The sequence below is a fragment of the Acrocarpospora corrugata genome (genome assembly GCF_009687845.1).
GTDB lineage: Bacteria > Actinomycetota > Actinomycetes > Streptosporangiales > Streptosporangiaceae > Acrocarpospora > Acrocarpospora corrugata.
In genome coordinates, this window is the sequence record NZ_BLAD01000080.1 from 1 (window position 1) to 17,509 (window position 17,509).

19 protein-coding genes are annotated in these 17,509 nt (G+C 69.1%); 9 read left to right on the plus strand and 10 right to left on the minus strand.

What is annotated here, in order from left to right; translation table 11 throughout:
• The first annotated feature begins 136 nt into the window (after positions 1–136).
• Positions 137–1,006, plus strand: coding sequence for a serine hydrolase (locus tag Acor_RS31430; protein WP_155340401.1), 870 nt, complete (start codon positions 137–139; stop codon positions 1,004–1,006).
• Positions 1,007–1,149: 143 nt separating this feature from the next.
• Here Acor_RS31430 and Acor_RS31435 read toward each other — a convergent pair whose 3' ends face one another.
• The 6 genes from Acor_RS31435 to Acor_RS31460 form a co-directional block, all read right to left on the minus strand.
• Positions 1,150–1,851 carry a response regulator transcription factor gene (locus Acor_RS31435; RefSeq protein WP_155340402.1) on the minus strand — a complete coding sequence of 234 codons (702 nt, stop codon included), beginning with the start codon at positions 1,849–1,851 and terminating at the stop codon, positions 1,150–1,152.
• Between the two features lie 52 nt (positions 1,852–1,903).
• A complete protein-coding gene (gene pstB / locus Acor_RS31440) occupies positions 1,904–2,722 on the minus strand; it encodes a phosphate ABC transporter ATP-binding protein PstB (RefSeq protein WP_218034600.1) in 819 nt (272 codons plus the stop codon).
• 50 nt (positions 2,723–2,772) lie between these two features.
• Positions 2,773–3,663 (minus strand): phosphate ABC transporter permease PstA, encoded by an 891-nt coding sequence (gene pstA, locus Acor_RS31445; RefSeq protein ID WP_155340403.1) that lies wholly within the window; start codon positions 3,661–3,663, stop codon positions 2,773–2,775.
• Positions 3,663–4,604, minus strand: coding sequence for a phosphate ABC transporter permease subunit PstC (pstC, locus tag Acor_RS31450; protein WP_155340404.1), 942 nt, complete (start codon positions 4,602–4,604; stop codon positions 3,663–3,665). Before pstC ends, pstA begins: the two co-directional genes overlap by 1 nt.
• Positions 4,604–5,605, minus strand: a complete 1,002-nt coding sequence (locus tag Acor_RS31455) for a PstS family phosphate ABC transporter substrate-binding protein (protein ID WP_218034598.1) — start codon at positions 5,603–5,605, stop codon at positions 4,604–4,606. The genes pstC and Acor_RS31455 overlap by 1 nt, the downstream gene beginning before the upstream one ends.
• A 189-nt stretch (positions 5,606–5,794) precedes the next feature.
• Positions 5,795–7,048: a helix-turn-helix domain-containing protein gene (locus Acor_RS31460; RefSeq protein WP_155340405.1), complete on the minus strand. Its 1,254-nt coding sequence runs from the start codon at positions 7,046–7,048 to the stop codon at positions 5,795–5,797.
• A 155-nt stretch (positions 7,049–7,203) separates the two neighbouring features.
• On the opposite strand from Acor_RS31460, the gene Acor_RS31465 reads away from it, so the two are divergent.
• Positions 7,204–7,479, plus strand: coding sequence for a NifB/NifX family molybdenum-iron cluster-binding protein (locus tag Acor_RS31465; protein WP_155340406.1), 276 nt, complete (start codon positions 7,204–7,206; stop codon positions 7,477–7,479).
• A gap of 15 nt (positions 7,480–7,494) precedes the next feature.
• On the opposite strand, the gene hisN is transcribed toward Acor_RS31465, so the two are convergent.
• The 3 genes from hisN to aroA all read right to left on the minus strand — a co-directional run bounded on the left by hisN (position 7,495) and on the right by aroA (position 10,676).
• On the minus strand, positions 7,495–8,277 hold the full coding sequence (gene hisN / locus Acor_RS31470; RefSeq protein WP_155340407.1) for a histidinol-phosphatase: 783 nt from the start codon (positions 8,275–8,277) through the stop codon (positions 7,495–7,497).
• Between the two features lie 72 nt (positions 8,278–8,349).
• Positions 8,350–9,402, minus strand: a complete 1,053-nt coding sequence (gene rsgA / locus Acor_RS31475; protein ID WP_155340463.1) for a ribosome small subunit-dependent GTPase A — start codon at positions 9,400–9,402, stop codon at positions 8,350–8,352.
• Positions 9,399–10,676 (minus strand): 3-phosphoshikimate 1-carboxyvinyltransferase, encoded by a 1,278-nt coding sequence (aroA, locus tag Acor_RS31480; RefSeq protein ID WP_155340408.1) that lies wholly within the window; start codon positions 10,674–10,676, stop codon positions 9,399–9,401. Before aroA ends, rsgA begins: the two co-directional genes overlap by 4 nt.
• Positions 10,677–10,798: 122 nt before the next feature.
• On the opposite strand from aroA, the gene Acor_RS31485 reads away from it, so the two are divergent.
• A complete protein-coding gene (locus tag Acor_RS31485) occupies positions 10,799–11,515 on the plus strand; it encodes an SOS response-associated peptidase (RefSeq protein WP_155340409.1) in 717 nt (238 codons plus the stop codon).
• Positions 11,516–11,646: 131 nt separating this feature from the next.
• Complete coding sequence (locus Acor_RS31490) at positions 11,647–11,979, plus strand: TraR/DksA family transcriptional regulator (protein WP_155340410.1); 333 nt, start codon at positions 11,647–11,649, stop codon at positions 11,977–11,979.
• On the opposite strand, the gene Acor_RS31495 is transcribed toward Acor_RS31490, so the two are convergent.
• A complete protein-coding gene (locus Acor_RS31495; RefSeq protein WP_155340411.1) occupies positions 11,976–12,716 on the minus strand; it encodes a class I SAM-dependent methyltransferase in 741 nt (246 codons plus the stop codon). The genes Acor_RS31490 and Acor_RS31495 overlap by 4 nt on opposite strands.
• Before the next feature lie 201 nt (positions 12,717–12,917).
• Here Acor_RS31495 and Acor_RS31500 point away from each other — a divergent pair, with 201 nt between their 5' ends.
• The 5 genes from Acor_RS31500 (at position 12,918) to Acor_RS31520 (ending at position 17,499) form a co-directional block, all read left to right on the plus strand.
• A complete protein-coding gene (locus Acor_RS31500) occupies positions 12,918–13,523 on the plus strand; it encodes a sigma-70 family RNA polymerase sigma factor (RefSeq protein WP_155340464.1) in 606 nt (201 codons plus the stop codon).
• On the plus strand, positions 13,520–13,786 hold the full coding sequence (gene rsrA, locus Acor_RS31505) for a mycothiol system anti-sigma-R factor (protein WP_155340412.1): 267 nt from the start codon (positions 13,520–13,522) through the stop codon (positions 13,784–13,786). Before Acor_RS31500 ends, rsrA begins: the two co-directional genes overlap by 4 nt.
• A gap of 16 nt (positions 13,787–13,802) precedes the next feature.
• Positions 13,803–14,714, plus strand: a complete 912-nt coding sequence (locus Acor_RS31510) for an NAD-dependent epimerase/dehydratase family protein (protein WP_155340413.1) — start codon at positions 13,803–13,805, stop codon at positions 14,712–14,714.
• Positions 14,715–14,863: 149 nt separating this feature from the next.
• Positions 14,864–16,216 (plus strand): HD-GYP domain-containing protein, encoded by a 1,353-nt coding sequence (locus tag Acor_RS31515; protein ID WP_155340414.1) that lies wholly within the window; start codon positions 14,864–14,866, stop codon positions 16,214–16,216.
• A complete protein-coding gene (locus tag Acor_RS31520; protein WP_155340415.1) occupies positions 16,213–17,499 on the plus strand; it encodes an HD-GYP domain-containing protein in 1,287 nt (428 codons plus the stop codon). The genes Acor_RS31515 and Acor_RS31520 overlap by 4 nt, the downstream gene beginning before the upstream one ends.
• Positions 17,500–17,509 lie beyond the last annotated feature (10 nt).

Here is a 17,509-nt window from a genome sequence, read left to right on the forward strand (position 1 = left end):
GTTGGGCCCCAGCCCGATGGCTGGGGCCTTTCGCTTTTTACCTGGGCGCACGGGACGCAGCGCCCAAACCCGGACTAAGTTGGGACCCAAACCCCCCACCCTCCGGAGACCACCCCCCATGGCGCTCAGGCAACTGATGGCAGCAGCGACCCTGGCCCTGACCGCCTGCGCCCCCGCTTCCACCACGGTCATCACCACCCCCGCGGCAACCCCCCAGCACCAATCGCTCCCCGCCGGCCTGAGCGCCGTACCCACCGAACAGACCGAGCAAGTCCCCCCGATCGACCAGGCCCAGCTCACCAAGCGCCTCCGCAGCTACCTCGCCACCCACCCAGGCCGCACCACCGCGTCAGTAGCCGACCTCCTGACCGGCCGCGTCTACCACTTCCGCCCCGAAGAGCAGCTCCCCACCGCCAGCACCGCCAAAGTCAACATCCTGATGGCCCTCCTCAGGACAACCCGCTGGAAATCTCTCCCGGCCTCGGTCCGCAAAGACGCCGACATCATGATCCGTCTGAGCGACAACAAAGCCGCCGACCGCCTCTGGGAACGAATCGGCCGCGAATCCGGCCTCACCGCGGCGAACAAAGCCTTCAAGCTGAAACAGACCACCGCCATCGGCGGCCGCTGCGTGGACCTGTACTGCTGGGGCATCACCAAGACCACCTCCCCCGACCAGATCCGCCTGCTCAGGCTCCTGGCCCGCAAAGACAGCCCCCTCAAAGACCGCAGCACCATCCTCAAACTCATGGAACAAGTAGCCCCGGAACAGAAGTGGGGCATCAGCGCCGGCGCCTGCGAAGGCGAAACCGTCGCCCTCAAGAACGGCTGGCTCAAACACGTCGCCAACGACCAGTGGGCCATCGTCAGCGCCGGCCTCGTAGCCAACAGATTCGCCCTCTCGGTCTTCACCGAGGACAACCCCACCAGCGAATCCGGCATAACCAAGGTCGAGGCCATCACCGAATACCTGATGACCGCTTTCCGCACCTGCCCAACAGACTGAGCCCCATCAACAGCTGGAGGGCCGATCGTCCCCTTCGACGACTTCCCTGGGCCCTGCCGTCGTAGGGCGCGACGCCGTTCGGGTGGGCTCCGGCGGGGTAACGAAAACAGAGGACCCGGGTAACCGGGCCCTCTGTCGCAGGTCTAAGGGGTGACGAGGCGGTAGCCGACTCCTCGTACCGTCTGGATGAGCTTGTCGTCCTCGTCGCCGAGGCGGGCGCGTAGGCGTTTGACGTGGACGGCGATGGTGTTGGTGGACATGGCGTCGACCGCGTGCCAGACGTGGCGCATGATCTGTTCCCGGGTGACGGTCCGGTCGGCGTTTCGCATCAGGTAGTGCAGCAGTTCGAACTCACGGAGGGGCAGGTGTACCACCCGCCCGTCGACTTTCACCTGGTAGGCGGTGACGTCCAGGGCCACTTCCCCGATGGTGAGAACCGTTCGCTGGATTCCCTGACGACGGAAGGCCGCCTGTACCAGGGGCAGCAGCTCGGGGACGCGGTAGGGCCGGGCGACGCAGGCGGTGGCCCCCGCCGCGAGCGCTTCCATGGCTTGTTCCGCGTACCCCTCGCCGACGCCCAGGAGCACGGGTATCGCCCGCGCGAGCCGTACGGCGCGGACGAAGTCGACTGGGCCGATGATGGGCAGTGAGGCGCTGATCAGCACGGCGTCGGGGCGCAGGGCGCCTGCTTGAAGCAGGGCCTGCGCCCCGTCGAAGACACCGGTGACGTCTATGCCCTCGGATTGGAGTTCGGACACCAGCGCCTGCACCAGGTCGCTGTCGGGATCCGCGACCAAAAGCACCGGCGCCGATCGAGTGTCCCCCTCCACTGCGGGTGCCGTCACCCGAGTCCTCCCTGCGAGTCTGCCTGCGAGCCGGCGCCAGTCCGGAGAAAGGTCAGCCGAAGCGCCCGGTGATGTAGTCCTCGGTCCGCTTGTCCGAGGGCTTGGTGAAGATCCGGGTGGTCTGGTCGAATTCGACCAGTCGCCCGTGCCGGACTCCGGCGCTGTCGACGTCGGCGGTGAAGAAGGCGGTCCGGTCGGAGACGCGGGCTGCCTGCTGCATGTTGTGGGTGACGATGAGGATCGTGTACTCCTGGCGCAGTTCCTGCATCAGGTCTTCGATCTTCGTCGTCGCGATGGGGTCGAGCGCGGAGCAGGGCTCGTCCATCAGGATGACCTCGGGCTTGACCGCGATGGCCCGGGCGATGCACAGCCGCTGCTGCTGACCGCCGGAGAGGGAGAGCGCGTTCTGCTTGAGCTTGTCCTTGACCTCGTCCCAGAGGGCGGCCTTGTTCAGGGCCTCTTCGACGACGGTGTCCATATTCTTCTTCATGCCGTTGACCCGGGGGCCGTACGCCACGTTGTCGTAGATGGACTTGGGGAACGGGTTGGGCTTCTGGAACACCATGCCGATGCGGCGGCGGACTTCGATCGGGTCGACGTGGTCGCCGTACAGGTCCTCTTCGTGGTAGAGGATCTTGCCCTTGATGTGTGCGCCGGGGATGAGGTCGTTCATCCGGTTGAAGCAGCGCAGCACCGTGCTCTTGCCACAGCCCGAGGGCCCGATCATGGCGGTGATCTCGCGGCGGCCGATCATCATGTCGACGTTCCGGACCGCCTCGTAGTCGCCGTAGAAGACGCTGAGGTCCTCGACGGTGAAGACGGGGTCGAGGGAGCCGGGCGTGTTGGGGACCTCGGGGCCGCGGAGGGTCACGTTGGGCTGGGTCACTCTGCCTGCCTGAGTCGTTCCGTGCTTCAAAGGAGTCACCAGCGCTTCTGGTAGCGGTTCCGGAGCCAGATGGCGAGGGAGTTCATCAGCAGCAGGATCGCGAGCAGCACGACGATCGCAGCCGCGGCGAGGATGTGGAACTCCTCGCGGGACTGGCTGATGAGGTTGTAGATCTGCAGCGGCAGCACGGTGAAGCTGCTCCAGACCCCGTCGGGGTTGAAGCGCACCAGCGTCGCCGCGCCGAGCATGAGGAAGGGGGCGGCCTCGCCGATGGCCCGGGACAGGGCCAGGATCGAGCCGGTGGCGATGCCCGGGATGGAGGCGGGCAGCACCTGCCGGTAGATCGTCTGCCACTGGGTGGCCCCCAGCGCCAGGGAGCCTTCCCGGATGGAGGGCGGCACCGCGCGGATGGCCTCCCGGGCCGAGATGATGACGATCGGGAGCACCAGCAGCGAGATGGTGACCGCGCCGGTCATCACCGTGAAGCCGAAGTCGAGCCAGCGGGCGATGATGCCGAGGCCGAGGATGCCGTACACGATGGACGGGACGGCGGCCAGGTTGGCAATGTTGAGCTCGATCAGCCGGTTGTACCACTTGGTGTTGTCGGCATACTCCTCCAGGTAGATCGCGGCGAGGACGCCGGTGGGGAGTGCCATCACGGCGGTGAGACCGATGATCCACAGGGTGCCGGCGATGCCGGAGAGCACGCCGGAGGTCTCCGGGCGACGGACCGACGGGAAGTTCTCCCAGAGGCGGGAGTCCAGCCGCGGCCAGCCTTCGGTCAGCGTGTACGCGAGGAGCAGGCCGAGGAAGATGAGCGCGACGGCCAGGCTGGACAGCAGGGCGATCCGGAACAGATGCTCGCGGATCGGGCGCCCTTTGCCGACCAGATCAACCTGGGAGCGCGGTGTCGAGAGAAGTGCCATTACTCGTACACCTCACGGTATTTCTTCACCATCCGGGCGCTGAACCAGTTCATCGCGAACGTCATGATGAACAGCAACGACCCGACCGCGAAGATGGTCTTGTACGCGATGGACCCCACCGGAGCGTCCCCCGACCCGGCGCTCGCGATGAAGGCCGCCATGGTCGCCATCTCGCTGCCGGGGTTGAACGTGAAGATCGACTTGAACCCGGCCGCGATGGCCACGATCATCGTCTCGCCCGCGGCCCGGGAGATGGCCAGGATGATGGCCGCCACGATGCCGGAGAAGGCCGCCGGCAGCACCACGCTGACCGACGTCGTCATCTTCGAGGCACCGAGCGCGAACGAACCTTCCCGCAGGCTGCGCGGCACCGCCGACATGGCGTCCTCGGACAGCGACGCCACGATCGGGATGATCATGACGCCGACCAGCAGACCCGCGCTGAGCGCGTTCCTGGGGTCGAGCGTGAACGGCAGGATGTCCTGCAGCAGCGGAGTGACGAAGCTGAACGCGAAGAAGCCGAAGACCACCGTCGGGATGCCCGCGAGCACCTCGAGCACCGGCTTGAAGATCTTGCGGACCCGGGTGGTGGCGTACTCGGACAGGTAGATCGCCGCCGCCAGGCCGAGCGGGATCGCCACGATGACGGCGATCAGGGTGATCTCCAGGGTGGCCACGATGATCGGCCAGACGCCGAAGGCCGGCGGCGAGAACAGCGGGCCCCACGAGGTGGAGCCGAAGAACTCGCCGAAGCTGACCTCGGAGAAGAACTCGATGGTCGGCTCCAGCAGGGCGGCGACGATGCCCAGCGTGGTCGCGATCGACACCAGCGCGGCGGCGAGGAGCAGCACCTTGATGGCGGCCTCGCCGTAACGCGGGCGCGACCGCGCCAGGGACCGGTTGGGTCCCGGCGCGGTCGCTCGGTTGTGGCCCGCTGCCATCAGCCGGCCTGCGTCTTGAGGGACGCGGAGTCCGTCTTGAGCTTGGCCTCCTGCTCGGGGTTGAGCGTGATGAACTTGGCGTCCTTCGCGATGGTCGCGATGTTGGCCACCAGGTAGTCCACGAACGCGGTGACCTCAGGGCGCTTCAGCTCGGTGACGTTCGGGTAGATGAACAGCGGCCGGGAGAGCGGGGTGTAGGTCCCGTCCTGCGCGGACTGCGCGCTCGGCCCGACGCAACCGGCGCCGGAGTCGACCTGCACGGCCGTCAGCTTGTCCATGTTCTCCTCGTAGTAGGTGTAACCGAAGTAACCAAGGCCACCCTTGGCGCCGGCGACACCCTGCACGATGACGTTGTCGTCCTCGCTCGGGGAGTAGTCCTTGCGGCTGACGTTCTTCTCACCGTTGATCTCTTCGGTGAAGTACTCGAAGGTGCCCGAGTCGGTGCCGGGACCGAAGAGCTTCAGGTCCTCCTTCGGGAACTTGGGGTCAACCTGGTCCCAGGTCATGACCTTGCCCTCGGCGCCCGGCTCCCAGATCTTCTTGAGCTGGTCGACGGTGAGGCAGGTGGCCCAGGTGTTCTCCTTGGGCACGACCACGGTGAGTGCGTCGGTCGCGACGCGGAGCTCGCCGAAGTTGATGGCCTTGGCCGTGCAGGCCGCCTTCTCCTCGTCCTTGATCGGACGGGAGGCGTTGGCGATGGCGGTCTCACCGGCGCAGAACTTCTCGAAGCCACCGCCCGTGCCGGAGGTGCCGACCGCGAGCTTGACCTGCGGCTGCTCCTCACCAAAGATTTCAGCGGCGACCTGGATCAGCGGGGCCACCGTGCTCGAGCCATCGATCTTGATTTCGCCGGCGAGCGCGGCGGCGGCGGGCGCACTTTCCGCGCCCGAGGTAGCTTCGGCGCCGGGGTCGGCCGTAGTGCCCGTTTCGCCGCCGCCACATGCAGCGAGCGAGAGCACGCCGGCGAGCGTCACCGCGGCGAGTCGACCTGCATACTTCACGGTCTTCGTCCTCCCATTTGTTTCATCAACGGGTAGGACGCTAAGCAGCCAAGGTGACCTATTCCCCAGGCAAAGGTGAACGCATAATGAACGGGCCCGGTCATCTCACTGCAGATTACGAGCAGGTCACGCCATGGATGTTCATCTGAGATAGGGGATTCGAGGCGGGGCGTCGGCACGCCCCGCCAGTCAGACGGCGGTTGATCTGAGCCGGTCGTCGAATTCGCGGACCAGCAGGGATGGCGGGCCCTCGTAGTCGCGCCGGAACCGCCGAACGCGCTGGAGAACACGCTCGGAGGAATAGACGACGCCCGCTTTGAGGGCTTCTTGGGCGAGTGTGAACGCTTCGTCCACTTCGCCGGCCATTCGCCGGGCGGTCGCGATCTCCAGCATCAGCAGGGCCTGCTGTTTGGCGGCGGGCCGTACCGACACCAGGGATTCGGCGAAGGCGGCGACGGCGTCCTGGGGGCGGCCGAGCCGGACCATCACCAGCGCCCGGTAGCCGGCCAGTTTGCCGGGATCGAAGGGGAACACCCAGGGCCACGGGGGCGACTCGGCCCGCTCGCTGGCGGCCACGGCCAGCTCCGCCTCGCGTAAGCAGCGCAGCGCGCCGTGCACGTCGTGGCGGGCCGCGTGGCCGAGCGCCTCGATGCAGGACAGCCAGGCCCGCGCGGTCGGCGGCGGGTGCGAGCCGGTCTGCGCCCGCGCCTGGGCGACCATGGACAGGCCCAGCTGCGGGTCGTCGTGGTCGATCTCGAAGGCGGCCAGGCTGCCCAGCATGTACGCCTCAAGCAGCCCGTGCTCGGCCCGGCGCGCCGAGTCCACCGCGAACCGGTAGAACATCCGGGCGGTGCCGATGTCCTGCATGTCGGCGTGCAGCCAGGCGGCGAACCCGGCGGCCTCGCTGACCGTGGGGCACACCTCGACCGCGAACGGCGTCTCCGCCGACCGGGCCAGCGCGCGCTTGGTCAGCTCCACGTGCGCGACCGCGCCCCTGGCCAGCTCGCGCGCGGGCGTGTCGGATTCCAGCCTGCGCTGCGCGCCGGTGATCGCGGCGAGCGAGGAGGCGGTGGTCTCGTCGGCGGCCCGGTAGGAGATGGACGGCGCCACCGGCAGCGCGGCCAGGAAGGCTACCTTGCTGAAGTCGCGGCGTTTCGTGGGATCCTCACCTCCCCGGTCGCCAATCCTGAGTAGGTACTGGGGGACGCCGAGCGTCCTGGCGATGTCCCTGATCTGGTCGACCGAGAGCATCTGCTGCCCGCGCAGGATCTTGGACACCCAGCTTTGCGAGTAGCCGACCGCGTGGGCGAGCTGGCTCTGGGTCCACCCGTGGGCGGAGCGGACCTCGTCGAGAAGTGCCGCCATGTCGCATTCCGCGAGTGCGGTGGCGACCCGGGGGCGGGCCCAGAATTCGGGCTGTAGACCGTTTCCGTCATGACCCATGACGGTAAGTTACCCCCATTCCCGGCGTCACGCAGGAATTCGTCTCACGAATAGTGCGATTGCTGATCGTGGTCGCGTATTCCTCCGGTCCGCACCCCCTGATGAGGATCGCGGGTATGGACGCACTCATCAGAACAGGCCCGCGTGGAAAGGTCATGACCAGCTATCACGGCCCGCACGTGCCGAGTCGGCCGGAGCCGGACGCCAAAGCGCTCAGCTGGCGTCCCGGAATCCGGTGGACGGATCGGGAACGTGTCAGGGCCCATTCGTGCTCGTGCCGTGGGGTGGTGTACGAATTCGTCGGCGCGGCCGGGCAGTACTTCATCCGGCGGACGACTCTGACGAACGGCGCGATGGAGGAGACCGAGCGCATGCTGGCGGTGCGCGCCGAGCAGATGTGGGCCGACCTGTTCGCGGGCCGCGTCTACTAGATCAGCCGTTACTGATCAGCCACCGAGGCGTTTGAGCACTTCACCGTGGAGCAGGCCGTTGGTGCACACCAGGTTGCCCGCTTCGAGAGGGGAGGCGCCGTTCACCCCGGTGCATGTGCCGCCCGCTTCCTCCACGATCACCGTGATGGCGGCCATGTCCCAGGGCGAGAGCTCGGGTTCCGCGGAGATGTCCACCGCGCCCTCGGCGACCATCACGTGCGACCAGAAGTCGCCGTAGCCGCGGCTCCGCCAGATGGCGCGGTTCAGGTCGAGAAAGTTTTCGAGCTTGCCCGCCTGCTCCCATTCGTGCAGGTCGGAGAAGGACGCCGAGGCGTCGTCCAGGCGGCGCACCGAGGAGACCTGGCAGCGGGTGGCCTTGGTCAGGCTGCGGCCGGTCCAGGCGCCGCCCTCCTTCGCGGCCCACCAGCGGCGTTGCAGCGCGGGCGCGGAGACCACGCCGACGACGACCTTGCCCTCGTCCATCAGGGCGATCAGGGTGGCCCAGACCGGGACGCCGCGGACGTAGTTCTTGGTGCCGTCGATGGGGTCGATGACCCAGGAGCGTATGCCGTACCCGGTCTTGCCGAACTCCTCGCCGACGACGGCGTCGCGGGGGCGGGCCCGGCGCAGGGTGCCGCGGATGGACTCCTCGACCGCGCGGTCGGCGTCGCTGACCGGGGTGAGGTCGGGTTTGGTGTCGATTTTGAGGTCGACGGCTTTGAAGCGGCGCATGGTGATGTCATCGGCGGCGTCCGCCATCACATGCGCGAGGCGCAGGTCGTCGCTGTATCCCATCACGGGACACAACGCTATCGCGTCTACACGGGGTGCATCAGGACTGGGATCGGTCCAAATGCTACGCGCCGGTAGTTACTCCTCGGCGTTGCCCTCCCGGCTGAGCAGCAGCCGGCGCAGTGATTCGAGGCGGGCCGGTTCGGCGTTTCCCTCGGCCACGAAGGCGTTCAGCGCGCAGTCCTCGCCCAGATGGTTGCAGCCCTTCGGGCAGTTGACGGCGGCCTCGTTGAAGTCGGGGAAGGCCACCAGGACGTTCTCCATCTCCACGTGGCCGAGTCCGAAGCTGCGCACCCCGGGCGTGTCGATGATCCAGCCGCCCTCGGGCAGTTCCAGCGCGACGGCGGAGGTGGAGGTGTGCCGCCCGCGCCCGGTGACCGCGTTCACGTCGGACACCGCCCGCGCGGCGGTCGGCACCAGCGCGTTGACCAGGGTGGACTTGCCGACGCCCGAATGCCCGACGAGCACGCTGACCCGGTTGACGAGATGGTCGCGCACCTCGCTCAGATCTCCGCCCCGCCGCACCACCAGGTACGGCACGCCGAGCGGCTCATACTGCGCGACCAGCGAGTCCGGCGAGGCGAGGTCGGCCTTGGTGAGGCAGAGCAGCGGTTCGATGTCGGCGTCGAAGGCGGCCACCAGCATCCGGTCGATCATCCGCGGCCGCGGCTCCGGGTCGGCCAGCGCGGTGACGATGACGAGCTGGTCGGCGTTGGCCACGATCGGGCGCTCGACCTCGTCGTTGTCGTCCGCGCTGCGGCGCAGCATGGACCGGCGGGCTTCCCTGCGGACGATCCTGGCCAGCGTGTCCGGCCGGCCCGACACGTCGCCGACCAGCGCGACCAGGTCGCCGACGACGATGCCCTTGCGGCCGAGCTCGCGCGCCTTCATGGCCACCACGACGGCGGTGCCGGCGCTCCGGCGGCGCGGGATCGGCGCCTCGCCGTCGTCCACCAGGGGCGGCAGGGCCGGGATGTCGGGCCCGATCAGGCAGGTGATGCGGCCCCGGTCGACGGCCACCACGAAGCCTTCGACGGCCTCCTCGTGGGCAGGGCGGAGCCGGGTCCGCGGGCGGGAGCCCTTCCCTGGGCGGATCCTGACGTCGTCCTCGTCGTATTCCCTTTTCCTCAGGAGAGGTCTCCGAGCATTCGCGCCCACATCCGGGGGAACTCCGGCAGGGTCTTGCGCGTGGTGGCGATGTCCTCGACCTCGACGCCCGGGACCACCAGGCCGAGCACCGCGCCCGCGGTGGCCATCCGGTGGTCCTCGTAGGAGTGGAAGACGCCCCCGGTGAGCGGGCGCGGCCGGATCTCCAGGCCGTCCTCGGTCTCGTTGGCGTCGCCGCCGAGGCGGTTGATCTCGGCCACCAGCGCGGCCAGCCGGTCGGTCTCGTGGCCGCGGATGTGGCCGATGCCGCGCAGCCGGGACGGCGAGTCGGCCAGCGCCGCCAGGGCGGCCAGCGTCGGCGCCAGCTCGGACGCCGCGCGCAGATCGGCGTCGAGGCCGGTGATCGTCCCGGTGCCGCGCACTTCGAGGCCACCGGGCACCAGGTTCACCTGGGCGCCCATCTCGGCCAGCAGCCGGCGCAGGTGGTCTCCTGGCTGGGTGGTCTCGGCGGGCCAGTCGGGCACGGTCACCGCGCCGCCGGTGACCATCGCGGCCGCGAAGAAGGGGGCCGCGTTGGACAGGTCGGGCTCCACCGTGAAGTCGGTGGCCGCGATCGGGCCGGGGGCCACCCGCCAGAGGTCGGGTTCGCTGTCGTCCACCTCGACGCCGCGGGCGCGCAGCATCTGGACGGTCATCGCGATGTGCGGCATCGAGGGCACCGGCGGGCCGACGTGCCGGACCGTGATGCCCTTCTCGAAACGGGCGGCGGTCAGCAGCAGGCCGGAGACGAACTGGGACGAACCCGAGGCGTCCAGGACGACTTCGCCGCCGGTCAGCGGGCCCCGGACGGTGAAGGGCAGGGTGTCGGGGCCGGCCTGCGCGCCGAGGGTGCGCAGCGCGGACAGGATGGCGCCCATCGGGCGTTTGCGGGCGGGCGGGTCGCCGTCGAAGGAGACCTCGCCGTCGGCCAGCGCGGCCATCGGGGGAACGAAGCGCATCACCGTGCCCGCCAGGCCGACCTCGATGTGGCCGCCGCCGGTGATCGGGCCGGGGGTGAACGCCCAGTCGAAGCTGGCGGCGGTCTCGTTGGAGGCGGTCATGCGGGCGCCGAGCGTGGTCAGCGCGGCGGTCATCAGGTCGGAATCCCGGCTGCGCAGCGCCAGCCGGACCCACCCGGGGCCGTCGGCGAGCGCGGCCAGCAGCAGCGCGCGGTTGGTCACCGACTTCGAGCCGGGCAGCCGGACGGTCGCGGTCACGGGGTCGGCGACCGTCGGCGCGGGCCACAGGGGAACGGACATGCGGCAAGCTTATCGGTGGGGCGGGCTGTGGGTATTAATGAGAAAGTCGTGATCTGGGCAGCCGCCGCGGCGAGGTGTCCGGTCGGTGTGGTGCGGCTGTCTATGGGACGGGTTTCTCATTAATGTGCGGAAGATATGCGTCGGCGCGGAATCGGCACGATCTACTCGAGGAGTTCGAGGTCGAGCTCGACGACGAGGAAGAGATCGAGCCCGACTACAACGTGGCCCCCACCAAGGACGTGTACGCGGTGCTGAGCCGGGTGCCCAAGGTCGAGGGCGCCACCGAGCCGGTACGGCAACTGCGCGTGATCCGCTGGGGCCTGGTCCCCAGCTGGGCCAAGGACCCGTCGATCGGCTCCCGCCTGATCAACGCCCGGATGGAGACGATCGCCGAGAAGCCCGCCTTCCGCCGGGCGTTCGCGTCCCGGCGCTGCCTGCTCCCCGCCGACGGCTACTTCGAGTGGATGCCGACGGCGGACAAGAAGAAGCAGCCGTACTACATCCACCCCGCCGACGGCGGCCTGCTGGCCATGGCCGGTCTGTACGAGTTCTGGAAGGACCCCGGCGGCGAGTGGCTCTGCACCTGCACGATCATCACCACGGCCGCCGCCGACCACCTGGGCGAGATCCACGACCGCACCCCGATGTGCATCGACCGGGCCCACTGGGCCGACTGGCTTGACCCTCGCATTACGGACGCCGCCGAACTCCTGGTTCCGGCCGGCGCCGCCGGACTGGTCGCGGACCCGGTCTCCACGGCGGTCAACAACGTCAGGAACAACGGCCCCGAACTCATCGACCCACTTCAGGACACCGGGGACCCCAGCACGCTCTTCTAACCGCCCACTGGTGTAAGAAGACCCCCAAGTGGGCATCCGGTGAGGAAAGCATGTAACAAATGGCCTTTGCCGGGAGACCGGGGGACATCCCCGGCAGGGGTTTCCCCCCATTTTCCCGGAGGTGCGGGTTCGTGAACGACGCGACCGCGCGTATGCGCCTGGAGAGCATGCTCGAAGAACTGGACCGCTCGATCGGAGTGCTGACCGGCGACCCGGTCTCGGTGCGGGAGCGGTCGGCCGCCGACGCGGGGGCCGACCTGACGGACGCGGACCGGAACCGGGCGATGATCGACGTCGCCACCCGGCAGCGTACGGCCGTGCTGGCCGCGCTGAAACGCCTGGACGAGGGCGGGTACGGCCGCTGCGTGGACTGCGGCAAGATCGTCCCCGAGGGGCGGCTTGAGGCGCGTCCTGAGGCCGCCCGCTGCGTGAACTGCCAGGCCAGGGTGGAGCGCCGCCGCTAGCCGGGCTTGCGGGCGCTGGCCACCAGGTGGATGCCGACCGTGTCGTCGTCGTCCGGATGCGCGTCCAGCTCGGTCCGTACCAGCCAGGACAGGGAGCGGCCGTCGGCGCCGAGGACGTGGTCGACCGTGGACGGTGACAGCACCGTGCGCGGGCGCACCCACTCGACCTCCAGGCCCGCGTCGGTGAGCACCTCGCGCAGCTGGAGGCTGGTGAAGCAGCGGGTGATGTTGCCGTCCGGCCAGGGCACCAGCATGACCTCGCCGGTCTGGCACAGGTGCGCCCAGTAGTTCTGCTCGGCTAGGATCGCCATGCCCAGCACCAGCGAGTCCACGCAGACCAGGGCCCGCCCGCCGGGCTTGAGCACCCGGGCCACGTCGGCCAGCGCGGACTCGGCCATGATCTCCATGGAGAGCGCGCGCTCCTCGGCGACCACGGCGTCCACCGATTCGTCCGGCAGGAAGCTCAGGTCGTCGGCCCGGACCTTGTGGATCAGGTCGGACGCCTCCCGCAGCCAGGGCTCGCCGTTGCGGCGGAAGTCCACCAGTTCCACCACCCGGTGCCCGGCCCGCGCCGCCTGGGCGGGCCAGCGCCCGCGCCCGCCGGACAGATCCAGCAGCAGGGACGGCCGGTCCGGCAGCCAGCGCCGCAGCTGCTCGGCGACGACCGCGTGGTAAAAGGTCCAGTACGGCCCGAGAGTTCCCGTGCCGTTGGATTGGGTGGCCGGAATGGGCAGCACACGCGGCTCCTGGACGTTTGGTTTCCGGGCTACCAGCCGGTACGTAGCTTTTTCCCCGAACTTGGCCGTGTGTACCTTTCCACGGGAACAGACTCTACGCCTGCCCGGTTACAGACGAGCATGAACGCGTTGCTGGTGAGGCCTTCACAGGCTGCCGATACCGTGCCGGTATTCTCAAGGGCGTTAGACGTCCTTGAGGGGGTGGGTCCGGTCTCCAAGACAGCCGAGGAGACTCTGGAGCAGCGCAGTGAGCGGTTCGAGCGGGATGTCATGCCGTATTTGGACCAGCTTTATTCTGCCGCGCTCCGGATGACCCGAAATCCCGCCGACGCGGAGGATCTCCTGCAGGAGACCTTCGCGAAGGCCTTCGGTTCGTTCCACCAGTTCCAGGTGGGCACCAACCTGAAGGCCTGGCTCTACCGCATCCTGACGAACACCTTCATCAACAGTTACCGCAAGAAGCAGCGGGAACCGAAGCAGGCCGGGACCGAGGAGATCGAGGACTGGCAGCTCGCGCGGGCGGAGTCGCACACCTCCAGCGGGCTCAAGTCGGCCGAGATCGAGGCGCTGGAACATCTGCCCGACAGCGATGTGAAGGACGCTCTGGCGGCCCTGCCGGAAGAGTTCCGTATCGCGGTATATCTGGCTGATGTAGAGGGCTTCCCGTACAAGGAGATCGCCGACATCATGGGGACCCCTATCGGGACCGTGATGTCGCGTCTGCACCGCGGTCGCAGGCAGCTGCGGTCGCAACTGGAGGATTACGCGCGCGAGCGCGGGCTTGTGCGATCGGAGGACGAGGCATGAGCTGTGGCGACCACCACGACACGGACTGCAGTGACGTGCTGGACCGCGTGTACAGCTACCTGGACGGGGAGCTGGACGACGCCGGATGCGACGACATCAGGCAGCATCTCGACGAGTGCAGCCCGTGCCTGCGCGAATACGGCCTGGACAAGGTCGTGAAGCAGCTGGTCGCCAAACACTGCGGCTGTGACCCGGTGCCGGACGACCTCCGCGCCAGGATCCGCACCAGAATCGACGAGGTCCGCGCCGAACTGGTCGAGTGACCTAGGATCGGTGCCCATGCGGATCCTGGTCACCGGCGGCGCGGGTTTCATCGGCTCGACGCTGGTGGATCGGCTGCTGGTGGACGGGCACGAGGTGCTGGTCGTGGACGATCTGTCGTCCGGGACTCACCGCAACGTGGACGCGCCGTTGCACGGACTGGACGTGCGTGACCCGGCACTGGCCGAGGTCGCGAAAAACGTCGAGGTGGTCTGCCACCTGGCCGCCCAGATCTCGGTACGGCGGAGCGTGGCCGACCCGGTGTTGGACGCACAGGTGAACGTGCAGGGCACGGTCAACGTTCTGGAGTCCGCACGCAGGTCCGGTGTTCGCAAGGTCGTGTTCGCGTCTTCCGTGGCCGTGTACGGCACCCCCGCCAAGATCCCCGTACCCGCCGACGCGGCCCTCGACCCCCGCTCGCCCTACGCCGCCAGCAAACTGAGCGCCGAAACCTACCTGTCCTCTTACCGCGCCCTGCACGGCCTCGAATACACCACCCTCGTCCTCTCCAACGTCTACGGCCCCCGCCAATCCCCCGAAGGCGAAGCCGGCGTCGTCGCCATCTTCACCGACGCGCTCCTCACCGGCCGCCCCACCGTGCTGTTCGGCGACGGCGGCCAGACCCGCGACTACATCTTCGTGGAGGACGTGGTGGACGGCTTCGCCCGCGCCTGCGGCCCCCGCGGCGACGGCCGGCGGTTCAACCTCGGCACCGGCCTCCAGACCACCGACCGCGACCTGCACACGCTCATCGCCGCCGCGGCCGGCGCGCCCGACCTGCCTGCCCTGGCCCCGGCCCGCCTCGGCGACCTCCCCGCCATGGCCGTCGACCCCGCCCCCGCCAGGGACGGCCTCGGCTGGCAGCCCAGAACCGACCTCCGCACCGGCTTGAAGATCACGGTGGACTGGGTGCGCAACCACGGAAAGTGATTGCTTGATTACGTTTTGGCGGCGGTTCGCCGACATCCCTGACCAGGCACGTTGATTTCTGTAGCCTGAGTGGCGAATCGAGTGGAGGCAGCGCATGTCAACAGCGCACCCGGGAATCTCCTGGACCTGAGCACGCGCCTTCGTGAGGGATGGCCGCATTGCGGGAACTACCGTGGCCTGCCAAGGTCTACTTCGTCGTTCTCATCGGGGCCGCCGGAGTGCTGCTCGCCCGCAGCGCACTGGCCTACGACCGCCTGGAGTGGTCGACGCTGCTGGTGCTCGCGCTGCTGTTCCTGGTGTGCGAGTCCGTTCCCACCCTGCTGAGCGTGCGGCAGGCGGCGGTGTCGGTCAGCTTCTCGGCCGCGCTGGCCGCGGTGGTGCTGGTCGGGCCGCAGGGCGCGGCCCTGGTCGCGGCCACCGCGGTGCTCAGCGTGCGGCCGGGCCTGCCGATGGTGAAACGGCTGTTCAACGGCGCCCAGTTCGCGGTGTCCGGATACGCGGCCGGGCTCGCGTACGGGTGGGCGGGCGGCACGGTCGGGCTGCCGGAGAAGACGGACTTTCCGGAGATCATCCTGCCCTACGGGGCGGCCACCGGGGTCTTCGTGGCGATGAACTTCCTGCTGACCGCGCTCATCCTGGCGCTGGCCGAAGGGGTCGGCAAACGGCAGGTCCCGGTCCGCAACATGGTGCAGTTCCTCGTCTCGTACTGCGGGTACGCGACGTTCGGGGTGCTGATCGCCGGGTTGTGGGCCACCGTGCAGTCGATCTCCGCCGTGCTGGTGCTGCTGCCGCTGTTCGTGGCCCGGTGGGCGTTCGGGCAGTACCACGCGCAGCAGCGCTCGTACGAGGCGACCATCGCCGCGCTCTGCCAGGCGGTGGAGACCAAGGACTACTACACCCGGGGCCACTGCACCCGGGTCTCGCTGGCCTCCTCGATGATCGCCGAGGAGATCCGGATGGGCACCGAGCGGCTCAACGCCATCCGCTACGCGGGCATGCTGCACGACGTCGGCAAACTCGGCGTGCCCACCAAGGTCCTGCAGAAGGACGGCACCCTCACCGAGGAGGAGTTCGCCGCCATCCAGCTGCACCCGATGCGCGGCCTGGAGATCGTCCGCGGCATCGACTTCCTGGACGAGGCGTTCGCCGGCATCATGCACCACCACGAGAAGTACGACGGCCGCGGCTACCCGATGGGCCTGGCCGGGGCCGAGATCCCGGAGTTCGCCCGGATCATCGCGGTCGCCGACGCGTTCGACTCGATGACCTCCGACCGCTCCTACCGCAAGGCCAAACCGCTTCCCGAGGCCGTCGGCGAGCTGCGCAAGAACGCCGGCACCCAGTTCGACCCGGTCATGGTGAGCGCCTTCATCCGGGCCCTGGACCGGGACGGCTGGCAGCCGCCGCGCACCAAGCCGGAACCCGCGGACCTGGCCAGGGAGTCGGCCGCGAAGGACCACGACGACCCGACCACGCCGATCCAGGTGGTGTCGGAGCGATGACGGTGACCGGCCGCGGCGTCCACGGCGCGCAGAGCGGCATCCAGAAACTCGACTCCGGCCAGCTGCTGCTGATCTGCGCGGCCGGGTTGCTGACCATCGCCGGGATCGCCTACACCGCCGCCGTCGGGCTGGTCGGCGCGCCGGTGGCCATCGGCTTCGGCGCGCTGATCGCGGCCGGCGAGCTGGCCAGGCTGACCATGCCGGGCAACCGCGAGGTGGCCCCGATCAGCACCGCCGCCGCGCTCGGCTACGCGCTCCTGCTGGACGTCGGCGGGCAGCCCGCCACCCACTCGGCGCTCCAGGTGGTCGCGGTGATGGCCGTCGGCATGATCGCGGGCGGGCTGCCGCATCTGGCGGTCGGCCGCGCGCCCCGGCTGGACGCGATCGCCAGGCGGCTGTTCTCCGGCTCGCTGCTGGCCTTCGCGTTCCGGCCGCTGGCCGACGTGCTCCGGCCGGAGCCGGGGGAGGGCTGGTGGGCGGCGCTGGGCGTGATGACCGTGCTGATCGGGCTGATGCTGGCGGCCGACGTGGTGATCGCGTCGATGCTCCGGGCCGAGCAGGTGCGCACCGCGTTCGGCGTGGCCGTACGGGACGAGACCAGGATGGCCGCGCCGCTGGGGGCGGCGGTGGCCGCGTCCGGGATCCTGCTGGCGCTGGCCTCGCACAGCATGGACATGACCGCGCTGCTGGCGTTCGCGGCCCCACTGCTGGTCACCCAGGTGGCCTTCCGCAAGTACGCCGGGATCAGGGCCACCTACCTGCAGACCATCCGGGCGCTGGCCCGGGTCACCGAGGTCGGCGGCTACGTCGAGCCCGGCCACTCGCGCCGGGTCAGCCGGCTGGCGGTGGCGGTCGGCCGGGAGCGCGGCATGGCCGAGCCGGAGCTGCTGGAGCTGGAGTACGCGGCGCTCATGCACGACATCGGCCAGCTCTCGCTGAGCGACCCGATCCCGGGCGGCGCGACCGTGCTCACCGACGCCGACCAGGCGCACCGGATCGCCGCGCTGGGCGCGGAGGTGATCAGGGAGACCGGCGTGCTCGGCCGGGTCGCCGAGATCGTCAGGCGGCAGTGTGAGGGGTTGGAGAAGAACCCCCCGGCGGCCAGTAGGATCATCAAGGCCGCGAACGCCTACGATGATCTCGTCAGCGGCTCCACCGACCGGGATCGGGCCGCCGCCGCGCTGGAACGGCTCCGCCTGGACGGCGGCAGTGAGTACGACCAGGAGGTCGTGGCCGCGATGGCCCGAGTGGTCGACCGCCTCGCCCCGGTGAACCGCCTCTGAGGAGCCCAAT